The following is a 21,356-nucleotide window of genomic DNA, read 5'->3' on the forward strand; positions in this document are numbered from 1 at the left end:
TTCTTTTTCGGTAACCCATTTTATGACTTATCACCTGCCGTTTATCACTTATCATTCAACTCCCATCACCGATAGTTACCCCTAACCGCTTGCCACACCTTTCATTTTTGTACAAAATACTTTCATTTGCGTCCAAAACTACTACCTCGCCCTTTTTTACGTTTCCTTTTTTCCTACTTTTGCTTCCAAATCAAATATTACTTAATTCTAACCAGTAATGAAAACTATTTATCCATTCATGGGATTAGCCCTGTGCAGCGTGACAGCGCAGGCCCAAGAAAAGCCCAATTTCCTGATTATCCAGTGCGACCATCTGACACAACGCGTTGTGGGAGCTTACGGACAAACACAAGGCTGCACCCTCCCTATTGACGAAGTCGCTTCACGAGGAGTTATCTTCTCCAATGCTTATGTAGGCTGCCCTCTCAGCCAACCCTCACGCGCTGCTTTATGGAGTGGCATGATGCCTCATCAAACCAATGTACGTTCCAACTCCAGCGAACCTATCAACCCACGTATTCCCGAAAATGTACCGACATTAGGAAGTCTTTTTTCTGAAAACGGTTACGAAGCCGTACACTTCGGAAAAACGCATGACATGGGTTCACTTAGAGGATTCAAGCATAAAGAACCAGTAGCCAAGCCATTCACTGATCCGGAATTCCCGGTCAATAACGACAGCTTCCTGGATGTAGGAACATGCGAAGACGCTGTTGCTTATCTAAGTAATCCGCCGGAAGAACCATTCATCTGTATCGCAGATTTTCAGAACCCTCACAATATCTGTGGATTTGTAGGAGCGAACGAAGGAGTACATACCGACCGCACCATTAGCGGAACCCTTCCGGAACTACCAGCCAATTTCAATGTAGAAGACTGGAGCAATATCCCTAAACCTGTACAATACATCTGCTGCAGTCATCGCCGCATGACCCAGGCCTCTCATTGGAATGAAGAGAATTACCGTCATTACATTGCTGCTTTCCAACACTATACCAAGATGGTTTCCAAGCAAGTAGACAGCGTATTGAAAGCACTTTACTCCACTCCTGCCGGAAAAAACACAATCGTTATTATCATGGCTGACCATGGTGATGGGATGGCTTCACACCGCATGGTGACCAAACACATCAGCTTCTACGATGAAATGACCAACGTACCGTTTATCTTTGCAGGTCCCGGCATCAAACAACAGAAAAAGCCCATAGACCAAGTATTGACACAGCCTACACTGGATCTTCTGCCTACCCTTTGTGATTTGGCAGGAATTCCTGTTCCGGCCGAAAAACCGGGAATCAGCCTTGCACCTATATTAAAAGGAGAGAAACAGAAAAAAACTCACCCTTATGTCGTTTCCGAATGGCATAGCGAATATGAATATGTCGTTACTCCCGGACGTATGGTACGCGGACCGAGATACAAGTACACTCACTATCTGGAAGGTAACGGAGAAGAGCTATATGATATGAAAAAGGATCCGGGAGAACGCAAGAATCTCGCCAAAGACCCTAAATACAGTAAAGTCCTCGCCGAACACCGTGCCATGCTTGATGATTACATCGCCCGCACCAAAGACGATTACCGGAGTTTGAAAGTAGATGCCGATCCACGATGCAGAAACCATACTCCCGGCTACCCCAACCACGAGGGCCCTGGGGTACGAGAGATACTCAAAAGAAAATAAATTATAAAAAAGAGTGAAGATTTCTTTGTAATCTTCACTCTTTTTAGTTCTTTTGCAGATAAACTTACAAGCAAGCAATTCTTATATCAGGTGAAAAAACACAGACGTCATATAATTGCAATAGTCGTAACCGCATTAATATCGGTCACCTTATATGCTGCACGTACAAATTCAGATCGTCTTTCTTTATTACAACCTTTACTTGAATACAATCATCCATTTAGTCCGGACGCCCCTGTCGACAGCATCATTGCCTGGGAAAAACTTTTAGAACCGGAATTACAAAAGGAACAACAATACCCACTCCTATTCCAGATAAATCTGCTGACCGTTCAAGCCTTAATCACAGAAGGCAACATCAGTCTCGCCATCAACCAGGCCAATCAGATGTACCAGAAAGCCAGAGAAATGGACTATCCTTTGGGAACAGCACTCGCATTACACGCCATTGGAAATACCTATTTAAGTTCGTCAACACCACAAGTTGCCATCAAATCGTATAAGGAAGCATTAGAAATCATTCAGAAACTCCCTCATGCCAACCAATATATCAAAACGATCTTGTCCCAATTTATCCTGACGAAGCTCAACTATCACCAAATGACAGATATAGAAGACAATATCCGGGAACTCGAATCTGTTATCAACAAGGATACGAATCCCCAAGACGATTTCCACCTTGTTTATTGTCAGGCATTCTATCGCATCCAGATGCATCATCTTCCGGAAGCATTAAACTATATACGACAAACCGAACAAATCAGCCGGCAACACCAGTACCCATATTTTCATTTAATGATTAAATACCTGTATTCACGCTACTACACTGAATCCAAAGAATACACGCAGGCACTAACCACACTTGACGAATTACTTTCGCATACCAAAGCAGCCAACTCATACAGATCCCTGCAAGTACTGAAAGATCGTACACACATACTTACACTAATGGGAAACAGCAAGGAAGCATGTGAAGCTTATGAAATATTCAATACGTACAAAGACTCTTTGGACGCAATGAATTATATTCGCCAAATCAATGAATTGCACACCCTCTACCAAATAGATAAAAATGAACTGGACAACTTAAACAGACAGAAGACAATCCTCTACTGGAGCTGGTTCACCATCCTATTCATAGTCATACTGATTGTATTTTTCATCCTTTTGGTCAGACGAGGAAATAAAAAACTGCGCCAATCACAGCAGGAACTGGAAAAAGTGAAAAAGCAAGAAGAAAATTCCATCCGGACAAAGAGCCTTTTCCTTTCCAACATGAGCCATGAAATTCGCACGCCGCTCAATGCGTTGTCCGGCTTCTCCTCCATCCTGACGGAAGAATCCATCGACAACGAGACCCGGAAACAGTGTAGCGATATTATTCAGCAAAATTCAGAACTGTTACTCAAGCTGATTAACGACGTAATCGACTTGTCCAGTCTCGAAGTAGGCAAGATGAAATTCAAATATGAGCGATGTGATGCAGTGGCAATATGCAGAAACGTTATCGACATGGTTGAGAAAATAAAACAAACGAATGCTAACGTCCGTTTTTCGACCTCTCTCCATTCATTAGAATTGACGACAGACAATGCAAGGTTACAACAATTATTAATCAACCTTCTCATCAATGCAACCAAATTTACTCCGCAAGGTTCCATCACCATGGAACTGGAAAAACAGACAGAAGACATAGCACTGTTTTCCGTGACCGACACCGGTTGCGGTATCTCTCCGGAGAATCAGAATAAAATATTCAACCGTTTTGAGAAACTGAATGAAAATGCTCAAGGGACAGGACTCGGTCTGTCTATCTGCCAACTCATTATCGAGCAGCTGGGCGGCAAAATATGGATTGACTCCAATTATGAGGAAGGAGCCCGTTTCCTGTTCACACACCCCATTTACCATGAGCAACAAGGAAAGGAGGAAGCCAAATGAAACAAGTCCTGCTCCTGATCCTTCTATTATGCTGCACCCTCACCGGAAAAGCCAGCACCGAGATTGTTTTGGAATCCGACAGCCTGATAAAGGTGTTGGAAACATTACCGTACGATACGACACGGCTGAATGTTCTCAATCAAATCATCAGAATAGAACAAAACAACCAGCAATGTATCCAATATTCAGATGCATTAATGAAAGAAGCATTGCAACTGGGAAATGACAAATATGCCGGTCTGGCTGCTTACTACCATATTTTATACTATTACAATCGTAATAATCAAGACAGTGTAGCCAAATGGCTCACCATAATGGAGCCTCATGCCCGGAAATCAGATTTATGGAATTACTTCTTTGATGCCAAACGTTTCCAGATAGACCTGTACACATTCAACGAACAATACGAACTTGCTATCAACGAATCTCAAAAGATGCAACAGCAAGCCTCCCAAATGAATAGTAACCGGGGTAGTATGGCTGCCTATCAATGCTTGAGTAATGCATATATCGGCAGCCAGCGCTGGGATAAAGGAATAGAAGCACTGGAGGCTGCCTACCAGCTACTCACTCCGACAGAAAATCCGGTGGTCCGTATCTCGGTATTGTCACAGTTAGTATCCGTTGTCAAAGAAAAGAAGGATAATAAAAAACTACTCAAATATTTGCAGGAACTGGAAAACACTCTTCATAACCACATCAGTGCAAACCCATCCTTAAAAGCGGGATTTGCCGATGTATACCTGTTCAATGAACTGTTCTACAGCTATTATTACCTGAATACCCATCAGCCGCAACAAGCCTATGAACATCTCGTAAAATCTAAAGAATATCTGGACGAGAATACTTATTTCATGTATAAAGTACTCTATTTCGACACATTTGCCAAATATTACCAGGCAATTGGAGCCTACCAACAGGCATCGGATTATATCGACACGACACTGACGATGTTGAAGAAAGACTTCACAAGCGACTATGCCGAACAGCTACTCGAAAAGGCCAGAATATGGAAACAGGCAGGGCAAAGCGGAAAAGCCATCCCCCTGTATGAGCAGGCACTTGCCATCAAAGACTCGACAGCCACTGTACTCTCAAACAATCAGATGGCACAGATACAAAGCAAATACAATATCGAAAAAACAGAACTGGATCAAAAAAGGGAAAACAACCGGATCCAGCTCACCTATCTGATCTTTATATTTGTTATCCTGATTCTGCTTTTTATCTTTATGGCACGACTCTTTATGGTACGGAAGGCACTCAAATACGCGGAAAACGAAATCCGGAAAACAACAGAAAACGTGCGGAAGACCAATGAAATAAAAAATCGCTTCCTGTCCAACATGAGCTATAACATCCGTACCCCACTCAACAATGTGGTCGGTTTCTCACAACTCATAGCCAGCGAACCCAATATAGACAAGGAAATAAGGCAAGAATACTCAAACATCATCCACAAAAGTTCGGAGAAGTTAATGAGACTTGTCAATGACGTTCTCGACTTATCCCGTTTGGAAGCTCAGATGATGAAGTTCCAGTTGCAAGACTATGATGCCACTACCCTATGCAAGGAAGCATGCAGCATGGCGCAGATGAGGAACGAAGAAACTGGTATCCAGATTGAATTTTCCAGCGAAACGGACGCCCAAATTCATACCGATATAATGCGACTGACACAGGCCTTGATTAGCGTACTGGTGTACCCACAAGAACACCGGCAAGCACGAATCATCCGGTTCACATTAAGCCAGAATGAAGACATGCTTTGTTTCCGGATCACTAATTCACCTTTGGCAGACCATGCATTCGTATCACAGGAAACCATCATCCGGCATGATATCAACCTGTTGTTACTAAAACATTTCGGAGGAAACTATCTCGTCAACGATAAAACTCCCGAAGGTCCGGAAATTGTTTTCATCTACCCCATCGTTTCCGAATCGAAATAAAGCACTATCTTTGCAAAGTGTAAACTTAAACACTTAATTATGTACACCAACAAACAGATTTGGAGTGTCAGTTATCCGATACTACTAAGCTTGCTGGCACAAAATGTCATCAATGTCACCGACACAGCATTCCTCGGACACGTGAGTGAAGTAGCCCTTGGAGCATCAGCTATGGGCGGGTTATTCTATATATGCGTATTCACCATCGCATTCGGATTCAGTACCGGTTCGCAGATAGTCATCGCACGACGCAATGGCGAAGGACGCTATTCGGATGTCGGTCCCGTCATGATTCAAGGAATCATGTTCCTGTTCGTCATGGCCCTGCTGCTATTCGGATTCACCAAAGCATTCGGTGGAAACATCATGCGTTTGCTGGTTTCTTCAGAATCCATCTACGAAGGAACAATGGAGTTTCTGAACTGGCGTATTTACGGATTCTTTTTCTCTTTTATCAATGTCATGTTCCGGGCATTGTACATCGGCATTACACGCACTAAAGTGCTAACCATCAATGCTATTGTCATGGCATTAACTAATGTCGTACTGGACTATGCATTAATCTTCGGAAAGTTCGGTTTGCCGGAAATGGGTATCAAAGGGGCTGCTATTGCTTCCGTATTGGCAGAAGCCTCCTCCATTCTCTTTTTCGTCATCTATACGTATGCCACGGTCGATTTAAAGAAATACGGTATGAACCGCCTGCGCACATTCGATCCTGCATTGCTGATGCGGATTCTTAGTATCTCCTGCTTCACCATGCTGCAATATTTCCTGTCGATGGCTACCTGGTTTGTTTTCTTCGTAGCCGTAGAACGGTTGGGACAACGGGAACTGGCAATTGCCAATATCGTCCGAAGTATTTATGTCGTATTGTTGATTCCGGTCAACGCACTGGCTACGACTACCAACAGTCTTGTCAGCAATGCTATTGGTGCAGGAGGCATCCAGCACGTGATGCCGCTCATTAATAAAATTGCGCGTTTCTCCTTTTTCATCATGCTGGGGTTAGTAGCGGTATCGGCACTGTTTCCGCAGTTCCTGCTCTCTATCTACACCAGTGAAGCCGCACTCATTACGGAGTCCGTACCTTCGGTATATGTAATTTGTTTTGCCATGCTTATCGCATCCGTAGCCAATGTAGTGTTCAACGGTATCTCCGGAACAGGAAATACACAGGCAGCCCTGTTGCTCGAAACGATTACAATTATCATCTACGGATCATACATCATTTTCATCGGAATGTGGCTGAAAGCACCGATCGAAATTTGCTTTACGATTGAGATTGTGTATTATAGCTTGCTGTTGATAACAAGTTATATTTATCTCAAAAAAGCAAAATGGCAGAATAAAAAGATATAAATACAAGAGATTTTTGTACATTTGCAAGCTCAAATAAAGAGTAGACGGAAAAGTCCCTCTTTCGCCCAAGTAAATTGTAATTAGTAATTCGTAATTAAATAACTATGTTCGATAATTTAAGTGAAAGACTAGAACGGTCATTCAAGATTCTGAAAGGTGAAGGCAAAATCACCGAAATCAACGTGGCGGAGACGCTGAAAGACGTACGTAAAGCACTTCTCGACGCCGACGTAAACTACAAGGTGGCAAAGAATTTCACGGATACAGTGAAAGAAAAAGCTCTTGGCCAGAACGTGCTTACGGCTGTGAAGCCAAGCCAGTTGATGGTGAAAATCGTACATGATGAACTTACGCAGTTGATGGGTGGAGAGACAGCCGAGATCAATATCGACGCCCGTCCGGCAGTCATCCTGATGTCAGGTTTGCAAGGTTCGGGTAAGACCACCTTCTCCGGTAAGTTGGCACGGATGCTGAAAACCAAGAAAAACCGTAAGCCATTACTGGTGGCTTGTGACGTTTACCGTCCGGCAGCTATCGAACAGTTGCGCGTATTGGCAGAACAAATCGAAGTACCGATGTACTGCGAACTGGACAGCAAGAATCCGGTAGAAATCGCACAACACGCTATTCAGGAAGCTAAAGCCAAAGGATATGACCTCGTTATCGTCGATACAGCCGGACGTCTGGCAGTAGACGAACAGATGATGAACGAGATCGCCGCTATCAAAGAAGCAATCAACCCGAACGAAATTCTGTTCGTGGTAGACTCCATGACCGGTCAGGATGCTGTAAACACGGCTAAAGAATTCAACGAACGTCTGGACTTCAACGGTGTGGTACTGACCAAACTTGATGGTGATACCCGCGGTGGTGCGGCTCTTTCTATCCGTTCGGTAGTGAACAAACCGATCAAATTTGTTGGTACAGGTGAAAAGCTGGAAGCAATCGACCAATTCCACCCTGCCCGTATGGCCGACCGTATTCTTGGTATGGGTGACATCGTTTCATTGGTAGAACGTGCACAGGAACAATATGATGAAGAAGAGGCTAAACGTTTACAGAAGAAAATTGCCAAGAACCAATTCGACTTCAATGACTTCCTTAGCCAGATTGCACAAATCAAGAAAATGGGTAATCTGAAAGACCTTGCCTCCATGATTCCGGGAGTAGGAAAGGCAATCAAAGATATTGATATTGACGACAATGCTTTCAAAAGCATCGAAGCTATCATCTACTCCATGACTCCGGCAGAACGTTCCAACCCGGAAATACTGAACGGATCACGTCGTACACGTATCGCCAAAGGTAGCGGAACGACTATTCAGGAAGTAAACCGCCTGCTGAAACAGTTCGACCAGACTCGCAAAATGATGAAGATGGTAACTAGCAGCAAGATGGGTAAGATGATGCCTAAAATGAAAAGATAATCATTCAATAGATCCAAACTGATTATAACAAAAAAGAGGAAGTTTCGACTTCCTCTTTTTTGTATCCGGAAGCCTACGGTAGAAAGTAGTTTCTCCACTAACAAACTGATAATATACTGCTCATCTCCTGACAAAAATTCCAATCCTTTTGGAGAGTTCAGTTATTTATTTTACTTTTGCCCATCACCAATAAATACTCTGAAAATATGACTCTGATAGACGGAAAAGCCATTTCCGAACAAGTGAAACAAGAGATTGCAGCCGAAGTAGCCGAAATTGTGGCTCGTGGCGGAAAACGCCCGCATCTGGCGGCTATCCTTGTTGGACACGATGGTGGTAGCGAAACGTATGTAGCTGCCAAAGTAAAAGCCTGTGAAGTATGTGGATTCAAGTCCTCCCTCATCCGTTATGAAAGTGACGTGACCGAAGAAGAACTGCTTGCCAAAGTACGCGAACTGAATGAAGACGACGATGTAGACGGCTTTATCGTACAACTTCCCTTACCTAAACATATCTCCGAACAGAAAGTAATCGAAACGATTGATTACCGTAAAGATGTAGACGGCTTCCACCCGATCAACGTAGGCCGTATGTCCATCGGACTTCCGTGTTATGTATCCGCTACTCCCAACGGCATCCTCGAATTGTTGAAACGTTATAACATAGAAACTTCCGGAAAAAAGTGCGTCGTACTCGGACGCAGCAATATTGTCGGCAAACCGATGGCTGCCCTGATGATGCAGAAAGCCTATCCGGGCGATGCCACAGTAACCGTATGCCACAGCCGTAGCAGAGACCTGGTAAAAGAATGTCAGGAAGCTGATATTATTATCGCTGCTTTGGGACAACCGAACTTTGTAAAAGCCGAAATGGTGAAAGAAGGCGCGGTAGTTATTGACGTAGGTACTACCCGTGTGCCGGATGCAACCAAGAAATCAGGTTTTAAACTGACCGGCGACGTGAAGTTTGACGAAGTTGCACCGAAATGCTCATTCATCACTCCCGTACCGGGCGGTGTTGGACCAATGACGATTGTATCGTTAATGAAAAATACACTCTTAGCTGGTAAGAAAGCTATTTATCAATGAGACATACCCTGTTTCTGATGATTTTGCTTCTCTCTTTGTCCTGCACCTCCCGGTCGCAGGCAAAGAGAGATTCTATCATTGACACCCTGTCGGACAGCCTTTCCGACAGCATCTTCTCCACCGACACCCTACGCCTCCTTTTCGTAGGTGACCTCATGCAACATCAGGGACAAATCAACGCTGCACGAACATCAACCGGCTATGATTACTCCACATGTTTCACGTATGTCAAAGAAGAAATAAAGAAAGCCGACCTCTCCATCGCCAACCTGGAAGTGACATTAGGAGGCAAACCTTACAAAGGTTATCCTGCTTTCAGCGCGCCGGACGAATTTCTGACCGCAATTCACGATGCAGGTTTCAATGTTTTAGTGACTGCCAACAACCACAGTCTCGATCGTGGTAAATCCGGACTGGAGAGAACCATTCAATTAATAGACTCTTTAAAGGTTCCACACGCAGGCACGTATATCAACGCTGATGAACGCGAAAAGAAATATCCTCTTTTATTAGAAAAGAACGGATTCCGCATCGCCCTGCTCAACTACACGTATGGAACAAACGGCATCCCCGTTACCCCTCCTAATATCGTGAACTATATCGATACAGCCATCATCGCCAAAGATATTGAAGAGAGTAAAGCAATGAAGCCGGATGCCATCATAGCTTGTATGCATTGGGGAATCGAATACCAGTCACTCCCGGACAAAGAGCAAAAATTCCTCGCCGACTGGCTGATTGAAAAAGGAGTAAACCATATCATCGGCTCCCATCCTCACGTAGTTCAGCCCATCGAAGTTCGCACAGACAGCCTGACGAATGACAAACATCTCGTAGTCTATTCGCTGGGAAATTATATTTCCAATATGTCCGCCCACCGCACTGACGGAGGACTGATGGTAAGAATGGAATTAGTAAAAGACAGCACTGTCCGCCTCAATAATTGTGATTATAGTTTGGTATGGACAGCCCGTCCCATTCAATCAGGAAAAAAAAATCATCAATTGCTCCCAGTCAATTTGCCGATTGATTCAATTCCTTTACAAGCACGTAACTCTCTGAAAATCTTTGTAAATGATGCGCGAACCCTTTTCAGCAAGCACAATCGGGGAATAAAAGAATATACTTTTTTCGAAAAAAAATAGCAGAATCTTTTGGAGATTAGAAGATAATATCTATCTTTGCACCGCGTTAGAGAAACGCAAACATGGTGGATGTAGTTCAGTTGGTTAGAGCGTCAGATTGTGGTTCTGAATGTCGCCGGTTCGAGTCCGGTCTTCCACCCAACAAAAACCCTTGTAAGTTAAATACTTATGAGGGTTTTCTGCTTTCAGGAGGTGGGCATTCAGGTGCTAAATTTGGCTCAAAAAGACTACTTTATGAGGTATTTGTTGGTCTATTGTTGTTCCCAAGAAAACCAATATAACATGCTGACTATCAAAGCTGAAATACTAAAAACTAAGCAGAAAGTTGATAACACCTACAATCTAAAGATAAGACTAACCTACAACAGAGAAGTAAGGAGGTTAGCTACACATATCTTTGTGAGAACAGAAGACCTGACTAAGGGCTTCAAGTTAAAGAACCCAAAGTATATCAAGGAAGCTGATAGACTAGTCAGATACTATCAGGAGCTATGCACCAGCCTACCCTTGGAATCTTCCAAGTTAACCATTAGTGATATACTTGACTATATCCAGAAAGAAAAAGAGAAGAACACTCCTATAGACTTTCTCCAGTTCTGTAATGAATGGTTGGAAACTACAAAAGTTAAGGGTAAAGTCAACTATAAATCAGCCCTTAATACATTCAAGACCTTCTTAGGAAAGGATAAGTTGAACACAAGTCAAGTTACCAAATTGCTGATGATGGAGTTCATGGATTATCTCCAGAAGAAGAGAGCTAAACATGTTGCAGAACTCCAGAAAAAAGGCAAGAGGATACCTTCCAATAGAATGGTCTCTCTGTATATGGGTAGTATCAGACACCTGTTTTATGAGGCTAAGAAAAAGTACAATGACTATGATAGGAATGTCATTAGGATACCCAACTCTCCTTTTGAGAACTTGGAGATACCCAAACAGGAAGCTACAAGAAAGAGAGCTGTGTCACCAGAGCTAATAAAGAAGATATGGGAAATACCCTATATCATCAATGCTAATGGCAGGGAAAGATTGTGTCCTTTCAATCTTGCTAAGGATTGCTTTATACTATCCTTCTGTTTAATTGGAATGAATTCAGCAGACTTGTATAACTGCACTGAATTGGAAGAGGATTCTATTACTTACTATAGAACTAAGACAGCAGATAGGAGGCTTGATAAAGCAAAGATGAGAGTTGATGTTCTTCCAATCTTACTACCTCTGATAAAGAAGTATGAAGATTACACTCACCAGAAGGTCTTTTGCTTCTATCATCTTTACTCAACCTATAAGAACTTCAACAGAGCCATCAATCTGGGGTTAAAGCAGATTGGCAAGATACTAAAAGTAGATGACTTGGAGTACTATGCTGCAAGGCATTCATGGGCTACTATTGCTGTCAACAAAGTAGGTATAGATAAGTATACAGTTCATGCTGCATTGAATCATATTGATGAGGCTATGAAGGTCACGGACATCTACATTGAAAGGGACTTCAAGATTGAGAATGAAGCAAACAAGAAGGTAGTAGAATATGTGTTTGGTAACCAAGGTGAGCTGTCCAGTCCAGAAGTGGAGTAGATTTATAAATAAAAGAACCTCTGTAGTTGATTGAACTATGGGGGTTCTTTAGTATATTTGCTCACTTACTTGTTATATCTATACTTAAAGCTAACTGCGAGATGGAAAATACTAAGCAACACAATCAAGTCATTTACAACACCTTTGCAGATGTAATAGACTGGGATGACCTAACAGAGAAAGACCACCAAGTAGTAGAGGATCTAAAGGAGAATGGGATAAACATAACTCCTACTACTATAATCAAAGACTTATCAGGCTTTCCTATAGGTCAAGCTACTTATGCAGGAAAAGGTATATTTGCTAGCAAGAGATACCTCCTGTCTGACTATTTATCCAAGACACCCCACGGGTTAATAGACAAGAAGGTAACTGGAATTGGAGCTACTACTCTTGAAATAAATTCAAAAAGAAACTCTATTATAGTTCTGCCTACTAAAGCACTTGCATCAGCTAAGTGCAATAAACACCTTAATACACTTTACGTAGGTAGTGAGATTAAAGGTGAAAGAGAAAGAACCACAGACAATATGATTCAAGAGTACTTAAGTAGAGATGGCTATAAGAAACTCTTAGTGGTAGCAGACAGTTTAAGAAGAGTACTTAAGTATATCTCTCCAGAAGAATTAAAAAACTACTTCTTGATGGTTGATGAGATAGATGTACTCCAGTCTGACAACAGTTTCAGACCTCAACTAGAAGATGTAATTGACTACTATTTCATGTTTCCACCTAAGAACAGATGTATGGTAACTGCTACTATGAAAGAGTTTAGCAATCCACTACTGAAAACTGAATGTAAGTTCTCCGTACCATGGTTATGCAATACAGCCAGAACCATTAGACTACTGTACACTAATAACATCACACAAGTAGTTGTAGACGAGTTACACTCCCACCCTACAGAGAAAATACTCATAGCTTACAACTCCATACTTCAAATACAGAACATCATATCAACCTTAGATGAGAAGTCCAGAAGTGAGTGTGCTATCCTATGCAGTGAGGCTTCTACTAAGGAAGCAGGAGATTACTTTGCTCCTAAACTAGGAGATAATGACACATTGCCTGCCAGAATCAACTTTGCCACTTGTTGCTACTTCACTGGCATAGATATAGATGATAGCTATCACCTGATTACAGTTTCAGATACGAGAAGAAGCCACTCTATGTTAGGTATTGATAGAATAATACAGATACATGGCAGATGCAGGAAAGTCACTGGAGTACTTAGTGATACAATAGTATTCAACATAACTAAGCAACACTCTGGAAAGAGCATGGACACCTATCCAAAGATACTATTAAACAAAGCCAGTAAAGTCCTCAAGGTTATAGAGGCAGCAAATGACATAACACAAGATGACTACACTTTAGATAATCTATTCTCTATCATTGCAGAGGCTATACAGGAGAAAGCACAAGAAAAGAGTATAGGAGGTGAATTAATAAACCTTGTAAGAAAGAATATACAAGGAGAATATGTTCCTGCATACCTCAACATTGACTATCTCACAGAGAGATTAGAGCTACATGATGAGCTTTATTCACATCCAGAAACCATCAAGAAAGCCTTAAGTAAACTAGGTAATATCATTAGCTACAGTACACTGTCTTACAATACAACATCACAGCAGAATGATATAGAGCAAAGCAACAAAGCCATTCAAGAGCAACTGATAGACAAGTACATCCAAAATGCCATTGTTGAAACCAGAGGACTAGCAGCTACTAAGCAACTGAATGATAACACCTTGATTATGTACATAAGACATAGCAGAAGCAAAGTGAAGATATTCTATGAAAGGTTCTTGAGACTATATAAGTATGTTGACTTGGAGAGCTTGTTGAATCAATTATGGGAAATAAGAGCAGATAACAATGCAGCTTTCAAGAACCTCAACAATGCTGTCATGTATTGGGCACTAGATGAAGAGCACCCTTTCAAAGTTGCTGTAAGAAGCAGTTTTACTTTGAATAGAGCCTACTCTGCAAATGAGATACAAGAGTTATTGACCCCTATAGTCCAATATCATCTACACAAGGTACTAAAACCAAGAAAGTACATAAGTCTGCTGAATGTGATATATCAGACTATGAGACCCAAGAACAACTACATCATTAAAGAGGAAAACCCAATGCAGCTAAAGGAGCATGGTATCAGGATAAGTTGTGAAGATAATAACATGCTAAGGTATTTTATGTTTTAAAATGTTAAGGATGAGTATATTACTAGCTGAAGATGTTGCATAAACCAACTATTTTTCATACCTTTGCATCTGATAATCAAAGAGATACATATCATTCTCACCTCTTTGGTTTCTTAAATGCAACCTATACAAATTGTGGTCAATAACACCTCTATACTAATTACTAAAGCCCTTTATACCATACTATTATCATAGTAGGTAGTTAGTATAGTAGTAATATTGACCATTCTAATCTTTAATATATGACAACCATTAAAGAATATACCATATTCCCCGTTAAAGCTTGTATATACTTCAAGCAGAGAGACCTCTACCTATTGGCAGGTCTATATATCAATGCCCATTACCAAAAAGGTGTTGATTATATAACAACAGACACTACCTACAAACAACTTTCAGAGTTGACTGGAGTCCCTGTTTATTATATCAAAGAGTCATTTGTACCTAAGCTTAGAGCCAGTGAATATATTCAGGTTAGAACTGTACAAGTAGAACCAGAAGTTAAGAGAAATACCTATTACCTACCTAATCCCAATATAAACTTTAGGTATATCTGGAAAGAGTTATTTGATGATAAAACACTTACCCCTGATGAAAAGGGTTTTATGATAGGCTTATACTGTATGTGTGCAAACAATGAGTTCAGAATAGACCTTTCAGATATTGAAGTCTATAGACATTGGAATATAGCAAAGAACACCTATGTTAAATACAGGAATCTGTTGATAAATAAAAAGGTTATCTGGTCTTCCTATGATGTACCTATGGCACTCACTTGGACTGAACATATGGATGCCAAAGTTATCTTATACCCTCACTTAGGTCATACTACATGGATAGATAAAGTTACATCACACACACCTGATGATGATGAGATAAAGGATTACCTTGATACTATTAAAGATGAATGAATATGTACATTAATTAACCTGATACCCCCTGTCTTCATTCCAGAAAGCAGGGGATTACTATATAAATACATCCGTAATGCATAACTCTTCTTACTGCAAGTATTCTTTCTATCATTTCAAATTTTCTTCTAATTTTTTCAGCTACTCTATTGGTATGAGTGTGCTCTAATTCACTTAAACACCCACCCCCTACTTTAGAAGTGGGATAGCCCCCTGTGTCAATTGTGGGCTCATTACATTATAATGGGCTTATTACACTTAAGCTCATTACCCCTTCTTAGTAGCTGAATCAACAGCAGCAGAATAGTCTACTGCACAACAATAAAATTACAAGATTATGGAAAGATTAAAGTTCTTAGAGACAATGACAGTTAATGAGTTCAAGGCTCAAAAGGGTGTTAACAAGATTGAAGTAAAGCAGAATCCACATACAGGTAAGTGCTTCTTTGTGTATGGTTGTGAGACTGGTGCTGTCAGTGATAAGTTTGTTAATGGTGAAGTGACAGTTCCTGTTATATCCCAAGTATGCTCACCTGATACTGGTGACATGTTCTACATGTTGCATCAGAAAGGTGAAGGTGGTGCTATGACAGTGGCTACCTTATAAGGTGAGTCTGTAAAGTCCTCAGTGGTAGTTAGTCTATTAAAGACTAGCTACCTTTTTTGTTTACTAATTACTAACAACTAAATACCATCTAATATGTTGAATTTAAGAGTTTCATCCAAGAAGCAAGCTAAGATTAAATTAGCTCTGCAAGGTTGTGCTGGTTCAGGTAAGACCTATTCAGCATTGCTGTTAGCTTATGGACTGTGCAGTGACTGGTCTAAAGTAGCTATCATTGATAGTGAGAATGGTTCAGCAGACCTTTATGCTCACTTAGGTGCTTATAATGTATTAAATCTAAGTGAGAACTTTACTCCTGAAACCTATATACAGGCTATTGAAGTCTGTGAAAGTGCAGGTATGGAAGTTATCATCATTGACAGTATCTCCCAGTGCTGGGATACCTTGCTAGAGTATCATGCCAGTTTACAAGGTAACAGCTTCACTAATTGGCAAAAGGTCACTCCAAGGATTAATGCTTTCATGCAGAAGATTCTACAGTCCTCAAGGCATATTATCTGCACTATGAGGTGTAAGCAAGATTATGTTCTAAGTGAGAAGAATGGCAAGATGATACCAGAGAAAGTAGGACTAAAAGCAGTTATGAGAGATGGCATAGATTATGAGTTTACCATAGTCTTTGACATCAATATAAAGCACCAAGCCATTGCATCTAAGGACAGGACTAACCTTTTCATGAATAAACCTGATTTCACTATTACACCTACTACAGGACAGATCATATTAGATTGGTGTAATGATGGAGTTAATCTGGAGATGATAAGAAGCAAGATTAACAGCAGTAAAACTGTTGAAGAGCTTACAGCCATTTACCATCAATACCCAGAGTGGTATCAACAACTTACATCAGACTTCATGCAAAAGAAAACATCCCTTCTGGAGCAGAAGAACCAACCTATTATTAATTACACACCCAGTTTTATTCAATATGGAAGCAACCCACACACTACAATTAACCCCAGTACAAAGAACTAACAGTATGTTCCAAGTACCAAGTCAGCCTAGCTTAAAAGTAACACTACCTCTAAGCACTGTAAACACAGCTACTACAACTAAGAACTCTATGATAACAGAGTCTGTAAATACAAGCCCTGTAAGCACAGTAGCTGTACCAACAGAGCCTGTATCAACAGAACTTTTAGAGGTGGAAACTGTTCAGTCCAGAGTAGGACATAAATTACCTTTCATTGAAGCTAACACCAAAGAGGTTACCATGCAGTACCTTAAAGCGGAATGTGTTGTACCAGTGTTTAGCAAGGATAATGAGGTTACTATCAGTCATCCGAACTTCATAGAAGCTATATGGGACGCAGCTAATCAGGTATTTCCCAATGAAAGAATTGAAGAACCTGCTATTAGAGTCAGCCATGTTATTAAAGGCAGAGTACCAGAAGCCATTCATAAACCTGTGAATCAGTTACTGGAGTCAGACAGAACCCAGTACTTTGAAAGAATGATGTTCTGCTTTGAGATACCTACTATCTATGAGGATATATCAGGCAACAGGCTTAACCTGACTATTGGAGGGGTGAGAGCTTATAACCATGAGAACCTGTACAGTAGGAAAGGTGCAGAGAAGTTCAAGGTATTCATTGGATTCAAGAATCTGGTCTGCTGTAACATGTGTGTATCAACAGATGGTTACAGATCAGAATTAAAGGTTATGAGCACTACAGACTTATTCAATTCAGTGATGAGGCTATTTCAGGAGTACAACATAGCTAAGCATCTGTACTATATGTCAGCTTATAAAGACAGCTACATGACAGAGAAGCAGTTTGCAATGTTCTTAGGAAAGAGTAGGCTGTATCAGTTTCTACCTACTGATAGAAAGAAGAAGTTACCACAGATGTTAATGACAGACACCCAAATAGGTTTAGTTGCTAAAGCATACTATAATGATGATAACTTTAGCACTCTTCTGGACAGTAGAGAAATCAGTATGTGGAATGTGTACAACTTGCTAACTGGAGCTAATAAGAGCAGCTACATTGATAACTTCTTGGATAGGTCACTTAATGCCACCCAATTGGCAGAAGGACTTAATAAGGCTTTATATGGTGAAAATGAATATAGTTGGTTCATTAATTAGTGCATCTTATGGACAGTATAATGAATGTAGCAGAGGTTCAGTTAAGCTATAGAAGCTGTGTTAAATCATCAACCAGATACAAGATAAATAGCTCACAAGATAGCTATGAACTGCTAATTAAGTACTTCCCTGATGATACAATAGGCTACAGGGAAAGCTTTAAAGTAGTGCTACTTAATCAGTCTAACAGAGTATTGGGTATAGTACCTATTTCAGAAGGTGGAATATCTGCAACTTATGTAGATGTAAGGCTGATATTACAAGCTGCATTACTGGCTAATGCAACACAGGTAATATTGGCACACAATCACCCTTCTGGTAGTATGAAACCCAGCACTTTGGATGATACTCTAACTGAAAGAGTTAAGAAGGCAGCTGAACTCATGGAGATTCATATAGCAGACCATGTAATCCTAAGCCCAGAGAATGAATACTACTCATACTATGATGAAAGCAAACTATAAATCCATACATATTCAACCCTACCAATAACCTATCACTCTCTACTAACACTCTCTCCCTACCATTTCTTTCCATTATGATGGGAAATAATGTTAGTCTCACTTGGTTGATGGTATATATTTATAGAGTAAGTGAGATTGCACAGTGTACTCACTTTTAATTCTAATTATAGAGAAAGTGAGTACAAACTATCATCTTGTTTAGGATATGCTATATTGGTTGAGGCTTTAGAGGTGTTGATTGAAATGGGTACGGATGTTACCTGTACTTCAAAATATCCTTCTGAGGACTGTTAGAGAAAGCTGAATAAGAATAATGTTATAACAAACTAAATTATTATGAAAGATGCAGTAACAGAGCTAGCCATGATTGTAGTATTCTCTATTATCATGAGCTTATTTATAAAGGACTAGGAGTTTAAGACCTCTTATTATGTGTTTTATTGTTGTTTCAAGCCCCAGTCTGCAATAGGATTGGGGCTTTTAAACCTATTAGAATGGAAGCTTTATATTTATTAGTGCAATGGGGTGAAGTACTTATTGCAGGTACTTTATTTGTTTATTGGGCATACAAGAAGTAAGGTTAAAACCTACCTTTGTATGCAGTTAAGATATAGCCCACACCTATGGTACTGATATGGCTTTAAACCTATTAAAAGTAGCTCTCTAATGATGAAGTATTGCTGAAAAGTTCTAACTTTGCAACATGAACTAATTAAATGAGAATTAATGAAATAGAAGTTTAACTAAGACATATTAGAAGAAGAAGTGTTTGCTTCTTGCTTGATGTTATCAGAGAAATCGCCAATTTCAATCAGATATAACCATCAAAAGCAGGTTAGTGAATGCTCATACCTATATAGGTGTGGGCTTTCCTTGTTTGCGTGGTTATAGGTGTTTGGCGATACCTTCTGATAAGCATCAAGGCTAGGCTCACACCTTCTTTTTGTAGTATGGCTACAAAAAGTAATAATTATGGGAATATTAAATTTATTCAGAAAAAGGATTAAAGACCCTGAACTATGCAGGCTACGAGACCTACTGGCAATAGTCTACGCTAGTGGAGAAATGACCACCAAAGAGAGAACTACTATTCTTGAAATAGCAGCAAAGCACAACATTAGTAGTAGTAAGTTTCATCAAATGCTTGAAATAGATCCTGATAGTGTACAAGATATATACCCTACCAGTGAAGAAGACAGGTATCAGTATCTGTATGAGTTGATATATCTAATGACAGTTAACAGAAAACACAGTACACGAGCAATAGACTATATTAGATTTATTGCTGCAAAGATGGGATACAGCCCTAAAGATGTATATGAAATGACTGAAATAATAGATTCAAGCCCCTTTACCCCCTCTACAAAACAGAAGATTACACCTACTAAATGGACTATTAAGTTTGAAAGGGACTTTAATCAGGAAGAGGTTGCAGCAGTTGAGCAGGCAGTTGTGGTATCATCAGAGTATGGTAACTCTATTCAGTTCACTTTGAGGTCTGGTGGTATGACCTACATACCTTTAGACCATAATAGTGATTTGGGTACTGGTGAGATTATTGACATAACTAAAGCCAAACTTATTTGTTTAGAGAAGTCTGGTGAGTCTGACATCTACAGAGTAGGGTATCAAGAATCACCTTGGTAACATACTAATGAGATCACTTGTTAATCCAAATAACTACATTAGTACTAAACACATTCTAATGAATATGAGAAACAACTTACTGAATGGAAAATAGATGCTCTATTATCTATGGACTAGAGCATACCAGACTTCCACTAATCCCAGTTGAAGTTAAGGATAAATACCTTAGTTTCATCTTAGACACTGGAAGTACCTGTAGTCTAATAGACAGCACTGTAGTAGAATATTTCAAGGATATAGTAAAGCCTATTGGTGAGTATTGTATCAGTGGAATAGAAGGAACTAAGCACAAGGTAGAAATGATTACTCTACCTTTCACTTTTGAAGGTCAGGTTTATAAGCCTAAGTTCTGTGTTAAGCCTTTACTTAATACCTTTATAGGTATTGAAGATGAAAGTGGAATACAGATACATGGTCTACTTGGGACTGACTTCTTACTGGAAAACCAGTGGGTAATTGATTTTAAAGAACATATAATACACTACTAAATGCTATCACTTGCTTTATTATTAATCACATTCTATGGAATTCACTTATTCTTAAAGTGGTTTTTAAGTAATAAAAGAGGGAGATGGGCAACTATTGTCTTGTTTATTCTCCATAGAGCTATGTACCTTATGATATACCTTTTCAATTGGTTCATAATCATAAATGCTATACCTAGAAAGACAGAATTACTTATAGCATTAGTCTTTACTTTTCCAATGGCTTGGTATATGGGAAAAGTGTGCCTCCATGATATAGATATGCCTCAAAGGATACAATGGTACCCTTTCTTTGGAAGGTATTTCATCCTCTTTAAATGGAAGATTATTAAATGGGAATACAAAGATAAAGATGATTACACAATATATTAGAAGATAACTATGAGATATGAACCTCACGGACAAGTAGACTTGGAAGACCAGTGGATTAATCCTTGGTTCAATTTGATAGGATGGTTGGTCATCATCCTGTGTGTATGGTATAATCAAAGCTATTCTATAAAGAAGATGACCTATAAGCAGTCTGAAAATGAATGGGAAAAGCCTGTAAAGATAGAGATGTCATGGAGTAAAAGATGTATAGTTATCTTTAAATGTCTAGCCATTGATGTTAAGAATAACCCTCGCTATACTCTTGGATGCTGTGCTCTCTTGATATACCTACTAATCAGATGCTTCTTATAGCCATCACATATAGTGAAGTCATAAAACGAAGTATCTATTAGTTTTGAAAATAAACAATTAA

General features: G+C 40.1%; 17 protein-coding genes and 1 tRNA gene. All 18 read left to right on the forward strand.

From position 1 onward, the window contains the following. The first annotated feature begins 217 nt into the window (after nucleotides 1–217). Nucleotides 218–1,684 carry a sulfatase gene (locus NQ505_RS23750; RefSeq protein WP_008999883.1) on the forward strand — a complete coding sequence of 489 codons (1,467 nt, stop codon included), beginning with the start codon at nucleotides 218–220 and terminating at the stop codon, nucleotides 1,682–1,684. Nucleotides 1,685–1,774: 90 nt separating this feature from the next. Beyond that, entirely contained in the window at nucleotides 1,775–3,625 is a 1,851-nt protein-coding gene (locus tag NQ505_RS23755; RefSeq protein WP_008999882.1) for a sensor histidine kinase, read from the forward strand. Continuing rightward, nucleotides 3,622–5,577, forward strand: a complete 1,956-nt coding sequence (locus NQ505_RS23760) for a sensor histidine kinase (RefSeq protein WP_008999881.1) — start codon at nucleotides 3,622–3,624, stop codon at nucleotides 5,575–5,577. Before NQ505_RS23755 ends, NQ505_RS23760 begins: the two co-directional genes overlap by 4 nt. A gap of 39 nt (nucleotides 5,578–5,616) precedes the next feature. Continuing rightward, nucleotides 5,617–6,939, forward strand: a complete 1,323-nt coding sequence (locus tag NQ505_RS23765) for an MATE family efflux transporter (protein ID WP_008999880.1) — start codon at nucleotides 5,617–5,619, stop codon at nucleotides 6,937–6,939. Nucleotides 6,940–7,043: 104 nt separating this feature from the next. Continuing rightward, nucleotides 7,044–8,366 (forward strand): signal recognition particle protein, encoded by a 1,323-nt coding sequence (ffh, locus tag NQ505_RS23770; protein WP_004312925.1) that lies wholly within the window; start codon nucleotides 7,044–7,046, stop codon nucleotides 8,364–8,366. Between the two features lie 206 nt (nucleotides 8,367–8,572). Continuing rightward, entirely contained in the window at nucleotides 8,573–9,454 is an 882-nt protein-coding gene (gene folD, locus NQ505_RS23775) for a bifunctional methylenetetrahydrofolate dehydrogenase/methenyltetrahydrofolate cyclohydrolase FolD (protein ID WP_008999879.1), read from the forward strand. Next, nucleotides 9,451–10,599, forward strand: coding sequence for a CapA family protein (locus NQ505_RS23780; protein ID WP_008999878.1), 1,149 nt, complete (start codon nucleotides 9,451–9,453; stop codon nucleotides 10,597–10,599). Before folD ends, NQ505_RS23780 begins: the two co-directional genes overlap by 4 nt. A 64-nt stretch (nucleotides 10,600–10,663) precedes the next feature. Beyond that, nucleotides 10,664–10,739 (forward strand) — tRNA-His (locus NQ505_RS23785). A gap of 142 nt (nucleotides 10,740–10,881) precedes the next feature. After that, nucleotides 10,882–12,177, forward strand: a complete 1,296-nt coding sequence (locus NQ505_RS23790) for a phage integrase SAM-like domain-containing protein (RefSeq protein WP_032853684.1) — start codon at nucleotides 10,882–10,884, stop codon at nucleotides 12,175–12,177. 101 nt (nucleotides 12,178–12,278) lie between these two features. Further along, complete coding sequence (locus NQ505_RS23795) at nucleotides 12,279–14,387, forward strand: DEAD/DEAH box helicase (RefSeq protein ID WP_008999876.1); 2,109 nt, start codon at nucleotides 12,279–12,281, stop codon at nucleotides 14,385–14,387. Between the two features lie 242 nt (nucleotides 14,388–14,629). Next, nucleotides 14,630–15,298, forward strand: coding sequence for a hypothetical protein (locus NQ505_RS23800; protein ID WP_008999875.1), 669 nt, complete (start codon nucleotides 14,630–14,632; stop codon nucleotides 15,296–15,298). A gap of 337 nt (nucleotides 15,299–15,635) precedes the next feature. Then, nucleotides 15,636–15,905 carry a hypothetical protein gene (locus NQ505_RS23805; RefSeq protein WP_008999874.1) on the forward strand — a complete coding sequence of 90 codons (270 nt, stop codon included), beginning with the start codon at nucleotides 15,636–15,638 and terminating at the stop codon, nucleotides 15,903–15,905. A 93-nt stretch (nucleotides 15,906–15,998) separates the two neighbouring features. After that, nucleotides 15,999–16,898, forward strand: coding sequence for an AAA family ATPase (locus tag NQ505_RS23810; RefSeq protein ID WP_008999873.1), 900 nt, complete (start codon nucleotides 15,999–16,001; stop codon nucleotides 16,896–16,898). An 88-nt stretch (nucleotides 16,899–16,986) separates the two neighbouring features. Then, a complete protein-coding gene (locus tag NQ505_RS23815; RefSeq protein ID WP_232293029.1) occupies nucleotides 16,987–18,015 on the forward strand; it encodes a DUF3871 family protein in 1,029 nt (342 codons plus the stop codon). A gap of 8 nt (nucleotides 18,016–18,023) precedes the next feature. Beyond that, nucleotides 18,024–18,479 (forward strand): JAB domain-containing protein, encoded by a 456-nt coding sequence (locus tag NQ505_RS23820; protein WP_008999871.1) that lies wholly within the window; start codon nucleotides 18,024–18,026, stop codon nucleotides 18,477–18,479. A gap of 972 nt (nucleotides 18,480–19,451) precedes the next feature. Further along, nucleotides 19,452–20,126, forward strand: coding sequence for a hypothetical protein (locus NQ505_RS23825; RefSeq protein WP_008999870.1), 675 nt, complete (start codon nucleotides 19,452–19,454; stop codon nucleotides 20,124–20,126). Nucleotides 20,127–20,209: 83 nt separating this feature from the next. Then, nucleotides 20,210–20,614 (forward strand): aspartyl protease family protein, encoded by a 405-nt coding sequence (locus NQ505_RS23830; RefSeq protein WP_008999869.1) that lies wholly within the window; start codon nucleotides 20,210–20,212, stop codon nucleotides 20,612–20,614. Nucleotides 20,615–20,992: 378 nt separating this feature from the next. After that, nucleotides 20,993–21,295 (forward strand): hypothetical protein, encoded by a 303-nt coding sequence (locus NQ505_RS23835; protein WP_008999867.1) that lies wholly within the window; start codon nucleotides 20,993–20,995, stop codon nucleotides 21,293–21,295. Nucleotides 21,296–21,356 lie beyond the last annotated feature (61 nt).

It is taken from the genome of Bacteroides sp. D2 (assembly GCF_025147085.1).
Lineage (GTDB): Bacteria > Bacteroidota > Bacteroidia > Bacteroidales > Bacteroidaceae > Bacteroides.

Coding starts and splice junctions, on each gene's coding strand:
- NQ505_RS23810 (WP_008999873.1), top strand. CDS start 15,999: ATGTTGAATTTAAGAGTTTCATCCAAGAAGCAAGCTAAGATTAAATTA.
- NQ505_RS23795 (WP_008999876.1), top strand. CDS start 12,279: ATGGAAAATACTAAGCAACACAATCAAGTCATTTACAACACCTTTGCA.
- NQ505_RS23825 (WP_008999870.1), top strand. CDS start 19,452: ATGGGAATATTAAATTTATTCAGAAAAAGGATTAAAGACCCTGAACTA.
- folD (WP_008999879.1), top strand. CDS start 8,573: ATGACTCTGATAGACGGAAAAGCCATTTCCGAACAAGTGAAACAAGAG.
- NQ505_RS23830 (WP_008999869.1), top strand. CDS start 20,210: ATGGAAAATAGATGCTCTATTATCTATGGACTAGAGCATACCAGACTT.
- NQ505_RS23790 (WP_032853684.1), top strand. CDS start 10,882: ATGCTGACTATCAAAGCTGAAATACTAAAAACTAAGCAGAAAGTTGAT.
- NQ505_RS23780 (WP_008999878.1), top strand. CDS start 9,451: ATGAGACATACCCTGTTTCTGATGATTTTGCTTCTCTCTTTGTCCTGC.
- NQ505_RS23805 (WP_008999874.1), top strand. CDS start 15,636: ATGGAAAGATTAAAGTTCTTAGAGACAATGACAGTTAATGAGTTCAAG.
- NQ505_RS23760 (WP_008999881.1), top strand. CDS start 3,622: ATGAAACAAGTCCTGCTCCTGATCCTTCTATTATGCTGCACCCTCACC.
- NQ505_RS23765 (WP_008999880.1), top strand. CDS start 5,617: ATGTACACCAACAAACAGATTTGGAGTGTCAGTTATCCGATACTACTA.
- NQ505_RS23815 (WP_232293029.1), top strand. CDS start 16,987: ATGATAACAGAGTCTGTAAATACAAGCCCTGTAAGCACAGTAGCTGTA.
- ffh (WP_004312925.1), top strand. CDS start 7,044: ATGTTCGATAATTTAAGTGAAAGACTAGAACGGTCATTCAAGATTCTG.
- NQ505_RS23835 (WP_008999867.1), top strand. CDS start 20,993: ATGAGATATGAACCTCACGGACAAGTAGACTTGGAAGACCAGTGGATT.
- NQ505_RS23820 (WP_008999871.1), top strand. CDS start 18,024: ATGGACAGTATAATGAATGTAGCAGAGGTTCAGTTAAGCTATAGAAGC.
- NQ505_RS23800 (WP_008999875.1), top strand. CDS start 14,630: ATGACAACCATTAAAGAATATACCATATTCCCCGTTAAAGCTTGTATA.
- NQ505_RS23750 (WP_008999883.1), top strand. CDS start 218: ATGAAAACTATTTATCCATTCATGGGATTAGCCCTGTGCAGCGTGACA.